This is a genomic window from Streptomyces sp. NPDC054840 (genome assembly GCF_053611065.1).
Genome location: NZ_JBSGZP010000017.1, coordinates 1 through 12338, shown reverse-complemented (window position 1 = coordinate 12338; position 12338 = coordinate 1). Strand labels below are relative to the sequence as shown.

Here is a 12338-nt window from a genome sequence, read left to right as displayed (position 1 = left end):
CGGAACCCGGCCCTCGCAAGATCCACGCCACTCCACGGCACCCTCGGTCACTTCTCCCCCTTCACGGGTCACGCTCCGTGCCGCTGGGTAGATTGGCCGCCGGGGTACGGGGTTCCGACGGGGTGGGGGCGGTACGTGGGGTGGCGCGAGGAGATCGCTACGGCGCTCGGCGAGTGGATCGCGATCGAAGGCGGTGCGGGCAGGCAGCCCCGATGGCAGCGCATCGCGCGCGCGGTCCGCACCAGCGAGCCCGGAGGGTTCGCGGTGGACCTCCGCGGCTCCGACATCGGCCCGGACCAACTCGACGGCCTGAGGCTCTCCGGCCCCGAAGCGAACGACATCGAGACGAAGGGATTCTCCGTCTCCGAGGCCGTGCAGAACGGCTCGCTGCTCACCCTGCGCGTGGCCGAGTTCGCCGAGGTCGCGGACCCGCACCTGTGGATGCTGAAGCAACCGCCCACCTTCCTCATCGAGGCACTGCGCGACGGTATCGCCGGGCTCGGCGAAGCCCCTCTGGCCACCGCACTGGCCGGCCGGGCCATCGGCGGGAGACCCGCGCAGGATCCGGACCCGCCCGGTTTCCATCCTGCGCAGGGGGACGCGTACCGAGCCTGCCTCGGCTCGGGCCTGATGCTGGTGTGGGGGCCGCCAGGCACCGGTAAGACCACCGTCCTCAAGCGAGCCATCGGCGACCTGATCGCCCGGGGCGACCGGGTCCTGCTGGTCTCCGCCACCAACATCGCCGTGGACAACGCCCTGCTCGGAGTGGTCCGGGAGCAGCGGCACAGCCCCGGTGACATCGTCCGGGTCGGCCCGCCCCACCTGCGGGAAGTCGCCGAGGACCCCTCGGTGTCCCTGCCGCTGATGGTCCGCGAGCGCCTGGCGGAGGTGGCCGAGCGCCGCCGGGCGGTCGAGGCCGAGCTGGTTTCCGTCCGGGACCGGGCCGAGCAGCTGGCCGCCCTGGACACGGTTCTGGCCGGTTTCGATCCCTCCGCCTACTTCGCGGCGCTCAAGCTGCTGCGGGCCCCGGGCCAGGACCTGGATTCCGCTCAGGCGCGGGTCACCTCGGTCGAGGCCCGGTGGGCGGAAGCGGAGGACAGCTTCGAGGAAGCCGCCCGGGCGGCGCAGGAGGCGTTCGACCGCAGCAAGGCCACGGATGCGTACCGGGAGCGGTGGGACCAGGTCGACGAGCTACGCAAGGAGCAGGCCCGGGTCCGGCTGGCGGCGGAACGCCGTGAAGCCGGCGCGCTGCTCTCGGAGGACTCCTGCGGTGAGCTCCGGGAGCAGTTACGGGAGCTCGAAGCCCTGGGTTCCGTGGCCCGGTGGCGCAAGCGAGAGAAGATCACGGAGCTCCAGCAGCGGTTGCGCGACGCTGAGCGTCAAGCGTCCAGCGACCGTCGTGCGGCAAGGGACGCACGTACGACGGCAACCACCCACATAGCGACGCTCGACACGCAGATCGCGGCACTGACAGCTGGCATCCCGTACACCCTGCAGCAGATCAACAGCCTCGCAGCCGATGTGGAAGCCAAACTGGCGGCGGCGGAACGCGCCCAGGAGACGTGTGAGGCCTGGGAGCGGGAAACGGCGAAAGCCGCCCAGGCTGCTTCGCAAGCGCAGGCGGCGCACGATCTGACCGCGGAAGCCGTCCGGTGGGGCTGGCCGCAGCGGTACGACCGGGCTCAGCGACTGCGCCCGGTCGTGGCAGCCAACGCCGCCGGGCGCCCCGCCCTGGAGAAGCAGTACGAGGAGGTCCAGGAGGAGTACGAACGCCTCGCCCGCAACGCCCAGGGCGAGATCATCAAGGACGCCAAGCTGGTCGCCACCACCCTCGCCAGGTTCCGCACCAACCGCGCGGTCTTCGAGGGCCCGTACGACGTCGTCCTGGTGGACGAGGCGGGCGCCGCCACCCTGCCGGAGGTATTGCTCGCCACGGGAAAAGCCGGCCGAGCCGCCGTCCTGCTCGGGGACTTCATGCAGCTGGGGCCGGTCATACCGCCTTCCCTCAAGGACCAGAAGCGGGACGACATCGAGCGGTGGCTGCTCCCCGACGTCTTCCAGCACTGCGGGATCACCGAACCGGCGGACGCCCAAGCGCACCCGGCCTGCGTCACCCTCACCGAACAGCACCGCTTCGGACCCGCCGTGATGAAGCTGGCCAACGACCTGGCGTACGGCGGCGTGCTGCGCGGCGGCAGCCAGGCGCGGGCGGCGCGGTCGGCGGACGACCCCGAGATCGTCCTCATCGACACGGACGGCCTGCACGAACTGGCCAGGGCACATCTGACGGGCAGCCGGAAGGGGTGGTGGCCTGCAGGCTCGCTCATCTCCCGGGCGCTGGTGGAGCTGCATCGGGAGAACGGCGAGGATGCGGGCATCGTCACCCCGTACGGAGTCCAGGCCGAGGCCACCCTGGAAGCTCTGCGGGATGCAGAGGGCTCCGGGCAGCCCCTGGCCGAGGTGGGTACGGCACACCGTTTCCAGGGTCGTGAGTTCGACGTCGTCATCTTCGACACCGTGGAGGGCGCCGACAGCCGGGAACTGTGGATGGCCCTCGCCCACCGCCAGCCCGGAGCCGACGAGTGGCGGCGCAACGGCGTCCGCCTCTTCAACGTCGCCGTCACCCGCGTCAAGACCCGGCTCTACATCATCGGCAGCTGGGAACGCATCCGCGGCGCGAAGGCAGGAACGGCCTTCGCCCAGCTGGCCGGGATGATCGGCACCCCGGGCGTCCGGCGCCTCCAGGCCAAGCACCTGGTCACCCCGCCGCACGCGCCCCCCGCGTACCGGGGAGAGTTCGGAGCCGCGCTCGCCGAGGTGTTGAGCAGGCATGTCGAGGTGACGGGCATCGAGGACGAGCGTGATTTCTACCGCACCTTCACGGACCAGATCCGGCAGGCGCGCGAGTCGCTGTGGCTGTGGTCCCCGTGGGTGGCGACCCGGCTCCGCTCGCTGCTGCCCGAACTGCGGGACGCGGTCGCCCGCGGAGTCCGTGTCACCGTCTTCATCCGCGACGACACGGACAAGCTCCAGCGCCAGGACAACAACCAGTCGCTCATCACGGACCTGCGCGCCGTGGTCCACACGGTCGTCCCGATGCACATGATGCACCAGAAGATCGTGGTGATCGACGCGCGCACGGTCATGCTCGGCAGCCTCAACGTGCTCTCGCAACGCGACACACGGGAGGTGATGTTGACGATGCGGGGCTCCCACTTCGCCCGGAAGCTACTGGAGCACGAGCACGCGGAGATCTTCTCCCGCCCGCCGAAATGTGCCCGGTGCAAGGGCACGGAGATCGAGATCCGCCGCTACAAGCACCGCAACTGGGTCTGGCGCTGCTACGCCACCGCCTGCAAGACCACCGCGTCGGGAAGCTCGAACGCCTGGACCCAGGACATCCGGCTGCCGGGCTCGCGCTGAGCACGCGTTCAGCGGGGGTACGGCTGCTCCGGGCTCAGGGGGCAGTCGGCCCAGACGGTCTTGCCCGGGCCGACCCGGTCCCGTACGCCCCACCGGAGTGCGAGAGCGTCAACGATCACCAGACCCCGGCCACCGTCCTCGCCGGGAACGGGCGGGTGCTCGGCGGGCGGCGCCGCGGGCCGGCGGGGGTGCGTGTCGGACACCTCGACGCGCACGGCGCTGCCGTCGGAGGTGAGCAGGAGCCGCAACTCGAAGTCCCGTCCCGGGACCCGGCCGTGCAGCGCGGAGTTGGAGGCGAGTTCGGCGACGACGAGTGTGAGCCCGTCGAAGGCGGCCGAACCGCGTGGAATGCCCCAGGCAGCTGCCTCCACTCCGGCCAACAGCCGGGCGAGCCGCGCGCCGCGGCGGGTGGCGGAGAAGCGCTGGGTGAACACACGTACGGTGACGGGGGCTTGGGTGTGGGGAGCTGTCATGAGCTTCAGCGTTCCGGCCACCGGACCTGCTCGGCAGGGATGACACTGGTACAGATCGCTCTGTACTGGTTCACGCACTGGACTGGGCGGGTAACTGCCCGTGACCATGGGTCGGTCGGGCGGGTGCGCGTGCGGAGGGGCGGCTGTGTGATGAACGAGGACCACGGCGGCGGTACCAACAACGAACCAGAACTCTCGGACAGCCTCAAGACCTTCGGGGCGGTGCTGAAGGTCCTGAGGGAGGAAGCAGGCCTGACCCAGGAGGAATTCGGCCCGCGGGTGCGCTACTCGGCGCACTACATCGCCAAGATCGAGCAGGGCAAACGCTTCCCGCCGGGCGACCTCGCCAAGCGGGCGGAGGACCCGCTCGGGGTGGTGCCGGGGAAGGTGCTGGCAGCGGCTGCGCGAAGCCTGACGCGGAAGGCGGGACTGGCGTCGCGGTTCCACCAGTGGGCGGGCATCGAGGAAGACGCGGTGTCGCTGTACGCCTACGAGTGCCGGGTGATTCCGGGGTTGTTGCAGCCGGAGCCGTACATCCGGGCGGTCTTCCAACGGCACCTCCCGCCACTCACGGAGGACCAGTTCGATAGCCAGGTCGCTGCTCGACTGGCCCGGCAGCGGCTGCTGACCGAACGTCCGAACACCGCCTTCTGCTTCATGATCGAGCAGGCCTTGCTCGAACGTCGCCTGGGTGGTGTCGAGGTGACGAGGGCACTGGTTGACTGCCTACTGGAAAAGGGGCGCCTCCGGAACGTGGAGATCCTGATCATGCCCCTACGCCAGGAGGACCATTCTGGCTTCGAGGGATCGATGTACTTGGCCGAAACACCGCGCAACCAGTGGCTCGGCTACGTCGAAGGGCACGACAGCAGCACAGTCATCAGCGACCCCAAACAGGTCAGCCCCATGCTCCAGCGCTATGGCAAGATGCGCTCACAGGCTCTGAGCCGTCAGGACACCGCGAGCCTGTTGGAGCAGATGCGAGGAGCGCTATGAGCACCACTGAACTGGCCTGGTTCAAGAGCAGCTACAGCGGCGGCGGCGGCGACAACTGCGTCGAGGTCGCCGTGTGTCCCGAAGCCATCCTCGTCCGGGATTCCAAGGACACCCGCCTGCGACCGCTGGCCGTATCCCGCGACGCATGGTCGGCCTTCGCGGCGCACACCGCTGACACCCACCTCTGAGACAGACCAACCGGGTGGCGACAGCGCCCACGCCGCCACCCGGTTGCCTGGCCGCTACTCGTCGTCCAGAGCCGTCTGCCGGGCGGGCTTGCGCCCCCGCGTCTTCTTCACCGGCCGCCAGGCGATGAGCTCTGCCGCACCCACCTGATGCTTGCGCAGCTGATCCTCGTACTCGGCCACCAGTTCCTCGGCCGGAACGTCGCCCCACTCGTCGTCGTACTCGCTGTGCCACTGAACGACCCACGGCATGACCTCACGCAGGCCGGCCAGCAGCGGAACGATCCGCTCGGTGTCCCAGCCGTCCCGGGTGGTACGCGCCTTGAGCAGGTCGAACAGCGCCTGAGCCTGATCCTTGTGGTCCCACCCGGCCCAACCCAGCATCAACGTTGAGTCGGCGTCCGGACCGGCCTCGGGGTACGAGATGAAGCGCTCCTTGGGCACGTCGAGCTTGCCGCGGTTCGACCAGTAGGAGGCGCGCAGGAAGTCAGAAGGCTTGTACTTGGCTGGCGGGTCGATTTCTAGCCGCTGCCTCGTCCGGTCCTCCTTGCGTTGCAACTCCCAGACGTCTTCCCACTCCTTGCGCGTGCGCAGACCGGAATCCTTGTAGCGCATCGCAGCGAGGAAGGGCACGTGTTCGTCGGCGACGACCTCGGAGAGCACCTGGGCGAGCGCCAAGTCGGGCTTGCCGAGGTGGTCGGATGCGTAGAGCGCTGCAACAGAGGTGAAATCTTCGTCCGTGCTGAGCTGATCGGCAAGGTTGTTGACGGTCATGGGCCGAGGACGCCGCAGCCCGTCGCGGACCTCGTACCAGAGGTCAGAATTCTCCATCCGTTCGAGCAGCCAAGTCCGCAGCGCCGCCCGCTCCTTCTTCTCCCACGGCTCGGCGGACCAGCGCCGCTTGTGCTCGGGGCGCTCGATCAGCCCGATGCCCTTGGGCTGACGGTTGATGAGGTCGATGCGAGCCTGGACGATGTCGCGGTACCAGTCCGGCCAGTGGGTAGGGATTTCTACAATGCGGCTTGAGTGGTGGCGCTTGAACCACTGCTCCACGGCCTCATCCGTATCAGCTCGCTTCGCGATCACGATCTCAAACGCGCGCTCTCCCAGACGAACCTCAGGTGGGGCAATACCTTCACGACGAGGCGTCACGGTCCGCGCTACTTCAGCGTCACCGAGCAACCCATACAGGCCGTACACCTGCCAGTCCAGTTCTTCCTGGACTGCAATCATCCGCTGATGGATGTGCACGTATCTGTCACGAGCTTCATCAAGCACTTCCCGGAGGGGCACTCCTCGCTCGACAAACGTTCCGGGCTCCAAGGTTGCCAGCTCTTGGGCAAGCGAATCGAGCTCCCGGCCCAACTCCAGCGGAAGGCGCTCAGGGAGTGGAAACTCCTGGAGCTTCGTGCCGGTGAACTCAAAGAAGCTCTCCCACGCGTAGCGCCCTGTAGAACGCTCACCACCTCGATTCCCCTTGTCCTGGCTGACCTGCTTCAGCCAAAAACAAGCAGTCGACGAGTTTAGGGCTCCCAGCAATTCCAGATACTCCTCCTCTCCAGCATTACCAGGAAGTTTAATCACTGGAGCACTCTGCTTAAATACCCTCCCTCCACGATCCAGCGCAAATTGATTATGTGTCGCGACGAAGGCGAAGGAAATACCCAAGGGGACCGAGTATCGTTCCGGATGCCAGCGACTCCACTCGTACCAAGTCAGCCCGATTTCCTCGTGGGTGCCCCCCGGCTCACGCCGAATCCGAAGAATACTCCTACGCGGCCAGAGCAGGCGCGCAAGATTCTGATCGGAATCGTCCGCAATCAAACCCTCCCCATACGGGAAGAGAGCTTCCGTTTCCGGCCGTACGCCCCAATCTCGAATCGCCGTCCCTTCAACCAAGGGAACAAAATTAGACGGTCCGACTCCGCGGCGAACCCAATTTCCCAGAGGGGCAAAATATGCTTCGTCGGCGCCAGTGTGAGCAGTGCGTCCGATCAGTCGGACGCGACTCCCCAGTAGGGAACTCCGCGCGGATGACAAGCGGGAAAGCAGCCCTGCGGCCCCTCCGCCACTGAGGGACCAAGGAGCGTCAGCGAAGCTAGCGCGCTCCAAGTCATCGACGGAGACCCAGGCGGACTCACTGCCAGGCCGCCGATACTGATCCTTGATGGCGCGCCAAACCTGCCCATCTGCCGCATTGGACGGCTGGTCGGGCTCACCACGCACGCCGAGAACGGCCCGGACCCTACGATTCTCTCCCGGCACTCGATTCCTACCTACCAGGATGACAGTAGGCGTGCCGTGACCAGGAATGTAAGCACCCGAAGTGTCGATCACATGCGACAGCTCAACACGAAGCCGAAAGAAGACCTGGATGAGATCCCTGCCGAACTCGCGCTTCATGAAGGAATTCGCAGTGATCTGCCCAACAAATCCACCACCCCCCGACACACCACCCACTCCCTTGAGCGCCAATTCAAAGAGCCGTTGCGCGAAAGGAACGGAGAGTGCGTACTGGCCGATACTCGCGTCATACCCCTTCTTATAGTTCTCCTTCTCCTGCTTGTCTTTGACCGTGATGTACGGCGGATTCCCCACCACCACGTGGTACGACCCCCGCCCCAGCAGGTCCGCCCGCTTCGCGTAGTCCCACACGTCCTCCGTCGAGTACGCGAAGGCGCCATCGCGCCCTACAGACATCTCCGCGAACAGCGTGTCCAGGTCCGTTTGGATACCCGCCGCATCCCGCCCGTGCAGCAGCGAGTCCCCCACCGCCACGTTGATCGGGAACCGTGGCGCGTCCGCTAGCCGCCGCGAGCCCGCCGCCCGCATAGCCGCGACCAGCAGCCGGAACCGCGCGATGCTCACCGCGAACGGGTTCTTGTCGCAGCCGTGCACGGACTCAAGGGAACGACGGACCAGGGTCCAGACATCCGTGCCCGGTTCGGCCACGCGCCACTTGTCCATCAGACGGTGGAAGATGCCCAGCAGGAAGTGGCCCGACCCACACGCCGGGTCGATGGTGCGCAGGCCCTGGTGCTCCCTGCCGTCCGGGCCGGTCCATACCGGGTTGAGGCCGAACTCATGCTCCGATACGGCTGGCTCAAGCGTGAGGTCGAGGATGAACTCCTCCACGAACTCCGGGGTCTGGAGCAGCGCGTACGTCTTACGCGCATGCTCACTCAGGTCCTGGTACAGGTCACCGAGGAAGCGGGTGTCCCACTCCGGGTCGGTGAAGTCGTAGCGGATCTCGCCCCCCGCACCCCACCGCCGCCAGAAGGACAGCAGCTCGGTCGCCGCCTCGTACCCGGGGGTGATGTCCCACAGCGGGTTGTGGTCACGGTCGAAGAGACCAGCAGCGGTGGCGTTGGACTTGGCGAGGTGGTCGAAGGCCGCGATCAGCCAGTCGCGGTTGTTGAGCCTCGGGTTCTCGCGGAAGAACGCCTCATGCCGGGCCTCGGCTACGGCCAGCCGGTCGCCGGGGCCGGCGATGAACGGCTCGTCGATCAGGCCGTTGTCCTCGCAGAACCGCACGAACACACACGCCAGCACCCAGGCCGCGGCAGACTGCGTGACGCGCTCGTCGCGCCAGGAGTCGTACCGGGCCGCCGTGCGACGGGACTCCTTCGCCTGCTGGTACTCGGTCTCCAAGCGGGTGCGGATCTCGTCCTCGGATTCGGTGCGAGCCCGCAGGTCATCCTCCAGAAGCAGGACCTGCCGCTTCAGATCCTTGACCAGGTCCTTCAGGCGTTCCGCCCGGTCCGCACCGGCCGTGGTGTCCGTCACTGTTCGCTTCCTTCTCGCCGCACTGCGTCATCCGCCGCATGGCCTGCGGCTGAGGTACTCAATCCTGCCAGCCTACGGACCCCTCGCGCGGTCCCTCGCTCCCCGTGAAACCCCACCCACGTGCTTGATCACCCGGATAAAGTGATCGTCGTGACGGCTCCGACCACCCCAACGCCCCCTCGGCACACCTTCCTCAAGGCGGGCCATGACCACTACAAGGCTGCGGTCGAACTCGCGAAGGGCGGCGCTCTCCGTGGACCCACCGATCACCTCGCAGGTGTGGCTGCCGAGTGCGTCATCAAGGCGATGCTCATCGACTTCTTCGGCTCGGTCCAGGACTCCCCGGAGGCCATGCCCTACAGCCCCGCGATCATGAACATGCCGGGGATGAACAAGAAGAAGGCGGGGCACGGGCACATGCCCGGCGTGTGGGAGCACCTGAAGCTCGTCGCCAACGGCCGCAGGGGTTCCATGATCTTGAAACAGATCCCCCAGCAGAATCCGTTCAGGACGGCTTCCGACGAATGGGACGTTGCACACCGCTACCGTGATGGCGACACACTGCCCCAACAGCGCGTCACCCGGCACCTCGTTGCCGCGCTCACCCTGATCACTGCATACGAGACGGCCAAGTAGAGAACCATGACAACACCCCCTCGATTCGACGACGCCTGGGAAGCCGCGTGCGATCTCGCCCGCCTGGCCGCCCAGGACGGACGGAACGTCGTACTCGTACGTGATCTGTCCGGTCAGGCCACTCTGCTGATCGACGACCGCGGCGACGGCGAGCCGCTGGATCCCGACTCCGAGTCATTCCTCTCGCTGCGTGCGGCCTTCGTCGACAAGGTCCGCCCCTTCGCCGGGGACGATCCCGTGCAGCTGGCGACCTCGCTCTTCGTTCCGGAGATGTTCTTCGATGCCCCAGAGCTGATCGTCCTGAACGAACGCGAGCAGGACGGCCCGGGTCAGGTCGCCGTACTCGAACGCACCGTCGTCGGCGGGGACTGGGCCGCCATCGGCGCCGAGGTCGAGCAGCAGCCGGCTCGGCAAACCCGCCGCGTCGCCTTCTACGGCTTCAAGGGCGGTGTGGGCCGGTCCACCGCCACCACCGTCCTCGCCCGCAACCTGGCCGAGCGTGGCCACTGCGTGCTCGTCGTGGACCTGGACCTCGAATCCCCGGGCGTGTCCAATCTGCTCGCCGAGCCCGGGGCCACTCCCCCGCACGGCATCGTGGACCACCTGGTGGAGTCGGCCGTCGGCAACGCTGACGGCCTGGAGCTGGTCGCCCGTTCTTCCATCCTCCCGCCCGAGCAGGGCAACGGCGAGGTCTGGCTGGCTCCGGCGGCCGGGACCCCGCTCGCGGGACGGCCGTACGACTACCTCGCCAAGCTGAACCGCATCTACAGCGACCTTCCCGCAGACGAGCCGGGAGGCGCGCCCCGCCCCTTCGCCCAGCGGCTGGAGGACGCCATCGCCGCGTGCGAGGCGCAGGTGGAGGAGAAGGGCCGCCGCCCCGATATCGTCCTGCTCGACAGCCGGGCAGGCATCCACGACATCGCGGCAGTCACGCTCACCAAGCTGTGCGACCAGGCGCTGCTCTTCGCCGTGGACAACCCGTCCACCTGGGATGGCTATCGGATGCTCCTGTCCCAATGGAAGCTGCGTCCCGATCGTGCCCGCGCCCTGCGCGACCGCATCCGGATCGTGGCCGCCATGTTCCACTCCGCGGGGGACATAGACCGGCTCAACACCCTTCGCCGGCATGCCTATGACGTCTTCATGGAGACGCTCTACAACCTGCCCGACGACGACTACGAGGAGCCCTTCCTCCCCGTCAAGGGTGAGGTGGACGACAAGCCCTACGCCCCCATCCCCATCCTCTTCGGCAACGACCTGGTGGGACTGGACCCGCTGCGCAGCCGCAACTGGCCCGAGCTGCCGTTCGTCAAGGCCGCCTACCGGGAGTTCGTCGAAACGGTGGAGAAACTGGTGCTGGACCCGTACGAGGACAAGTCATGAACGACCCCGCCGTCCAGGCGACCCGCACCCTGCTGATCGACGCGCTCGGCTCCGCGCCCGATGCGAACACCAGCAGCCCCGACCTCCGCACGATGTTCACGCCCTCGTCCCACCGGCTCGCACTGGACCCGGACGTGACGGTGGTCCGCGGGGCCCGCGGCACTGGCAAGACGTACTGGGCCAAGGCCCTGACCGACCCTGAACTGCGTGAGGTCGCCTCCGCCTCCTACATGATGCCGAGGCTGGGTCGTATCGAGGTGATCACCGCCTTCGCGCTCGAAGGCGGCGACGAGCCGGCGTTTCCCGGGAAGCGGACGCTCGCCGACCTGGTCGCCCAGGGGGTCGACCCGAGGGACCTGTGGTCAGCAGTCGTCCTCATCGCGCTCAAGGTGCCGGAAGTCCTCGCGATCAAGCCCTGGTCCGAGCGCATCCGCTGGACGCGGGAGAACGGCGAGGCGTACGAGAACGCGCTGCGCCGGGCCGACCGGCAGACTCGGGAGCAGGGCAAGACCCTGGTCCTGCTCTTCGACGCGCTCGACCACCTGCACAACGATCGCGAGCATCTCGACCAACTGCTGTCGGGACTCTTCGAGGTGGCTCTGGAACTCCGACTCACCACGGGAACGCTGCGCGCCAAGATCTTCGTACGGCCGGACATGTACGAAAGCGCCCCCAAGGCATTCGCCGATGCCTCGAAGCTCGGCGCGAACGCCACCGACCTCAGCTGGAGCCGGGAGAACCTGTACGGGCTGCTCTTCCATCAGCTGGGCAACCACACCAGCGATCAGGCGAAGGCGTTCCGCAAGGCGACCGGTGAATGGCGGCCGGAGGGCGAGGATCGCTACATAGCTCCGGTCGACGTGATCGCCGACCAGAAGCGGCAGGAGGAAGTCCTCGTCACTCTGGCCGGCCCCTTCATGGGCACGGACCGCCGTAAGGGGCACACCTACACCTGGGTGCCGAACCATCTTCAGGACGGTCTCGGCCGGGTCAGCCCCCGGACATGGCTGCACACGCTCTTCCGGTCGGCGCAGCTGACCGCCGAGCGGTACGCAGGCCATCCGCTCCCCCTGCACTACGACGCGATCCGCGAGAGTCTGAGCAGCTCGTCTAAGAACCGCGTCGATGAGCTGAAGGACGACATCGGATGGGCGGCGCTCGCCGTCAAGCTGCTCGAAGGCAGCCAGGTACCCATGGAACCGTCGGCCGTGCGGTTCGCGTGGGAGAGCAACCGGCTGTCGGGCAGGATCGTGGAGCTGCTGGAGGACGTGAAGCAGGGCAGTGGCCCCCGCAAGATCGACAACCTGACGGCGATCCTCGAGGAGCTGCTGGAACTGGGCGTCATGACCAGGCGCACCAACGGCGCAATCGACCTGCCGGACGTCTACCGGCTCGCCTTCGACATCGGCCGCAAGGGTGGGGTCGCGCGTAAGCCCGTGGCCTGACCGACTGGTGG

The 12338-nt window shown here is 67.4% G+C and carries 8 protein-coding genes; 6 read left to right on the top strand and 2 right to left on the bottom strand.

All coding sequences use genetic code 11. From position 1 onward, the window contains the following. The first annotated feature begins 135 nt into the window (after positions 1-135). The gene (locus ACWGIU_RS02935) at positions 136-3423 is read left to right on the top strand and encodes an AAA domain-containing protein (RefSeq protein ID WP_453701901.1); all 3288 of its coding nucleotides are present in this window, start codon (positions 136-138) and stop codon (positions 3421-3423) included. An 8-nt stretch (positions 3424-3431) separates the two neighbouring features. Here the strand turns inward: ACWGIU_RS02935 and ACWGIU_RS02930 are convergent, their stop codons facing one another. After that, positions 3432-3896 carry an ATP-binding protein gene (locus tag ACWGIU_RS02930; RefSeq protein WP_453701900.1) on the bottom strand — a complete coding sequence of 155 codons (465 nt, stop codon included), beginning with the start codon at positions 3894-3896 and terminating at the stop codon, positions 3432-3434. 150 nt (positions 3897-4046) lie between these two features. Between ACWGIU_RS02930 and ACWGIU_RS02925 the strand changes: the two genes are divergently transcribed. Beyond that, complete coding sequence (locus ACWGIU_RS02925; RefSeq protein ID WP_453701899.1) at positions 4047-4892, top strand: helix-turn-helix domain-containing protein; 846 nt, start codon at positions 4047-4049, stop codon at positions 4890-4892. Continuing rightward, positions 4889-5080, top strand: coding sequence for a DUF397 domain-containing protein (locus ACWGIU_RS02920; RefSeq protein WP_453701898.1), 192 nt, complete (start codon positions 4889-4891; stop codon positions 5078-5080). Before ACWGIU_RS02925 ends, ACWGIU_RS02920 begins: the two co-directional genes overlap by 4 nt. A gap of 54 nt (positions 5081-5134) precedes the next feature. On the opposite strand, the gene pglX is transcribed toward ACWGIU_RS02920, so the two are convergent. Further along, on the bottom strand, positions 5135-8863 hold the full coding sequence (gene pglX, locus ACWGIU_RS02915) for a BREX-2 system adenine-specific DNA-methyltransferase PglX (RefSeq protein ID WP_453701897.1): 3729 nt from the start codon (positions 8861-8863) through the stop codon (positions 5135-5137). Between the two features lie 150 nt (positions 8864-9013). Between pglX and ACWGIU_RS02910 the strand changes: the two genes are divergently transcribed. From ACWGIU_RS02910 to ACWGIU_RS02900, 3 genes are read left to right on the top strand one after another with little or no spacing between them, the layout of a single operon-like run. After that, the gene (locus ACWGIU_RS02910) at positions 9014-9499 is read left to right on the top strand and encodes a hypothetical protein (protein ID WP_453701896.1); all 486 of its coding nucleotides are present in this window, start codon (positions 9014-9016) and stop codon (positions 9497-9499) included. Positions 9500-9505: 6 nt separating this feature from the next. Then, on the top strand, positions 9506-10882 hold the full coding sequence (locus ACWGIU_RS02905) for a KGGVGR-motif variant AAA ATPase (protein WP_453701895.1): 1377 nt from the start codon (positions 9506-9508) through the stop codon (positions 10880-10882). Continuing rightward, positions 10879-12327, top strand: a complete 1449-nt coding sequence (locus ACWGIU_RS02900) for a hypothetical protein (RefSeq protein WP_453701894.1) — start codon at positions 10879-10881, stop codon at positions 12325-12327. The genes ACWGIU_RS02905 and ACWGIU_RS02900 overlap by 4 nt, the downstream gene beginning before the upstream one ends. Positions 12328-12338 lie beyond the last annotated feature (11 nt).

Bases quoted from the DNA above. Each gene is read 5' to 3' on its own strand.
- ACWGIU_RS02925 (WP_453701899.1), top strand. From the start codon at position 4,047: ATGAACGAGGACCACGGCGGCGGTACCAACAACGAACCAGAACTCTCG.
- ACWGIU_RS02920 (WP_453701898.1), top strand. From the start codon at position 4,889: ATGAGCACCACTGAACTGGCCTGGTTCAAGAGCAGCTACAGCGGCGGC.
- ACWGIU_RS02905 (WP_453701895.1), top strand. From the start codon at position 9,506: ATGACAACACCCCCTCGATTCGACGACGCCTGGGAAGCCGCGTGCGAT.
- ACWGIU_RS02900 (WP_453701894.1), top strand. From the start codon at position 10,879: ATGAACGACCCCGCCGTCCAGGCGACCCGCACCCTGCTGATCGACGCG.
- ACWGIU_RS02930 (WP_453701900.1), bottom strand. From the start codon at position 3,896: ATGACAGCTCCCCACACCCAAGCCCCCGTCACCGTACGTGTGTTCACC.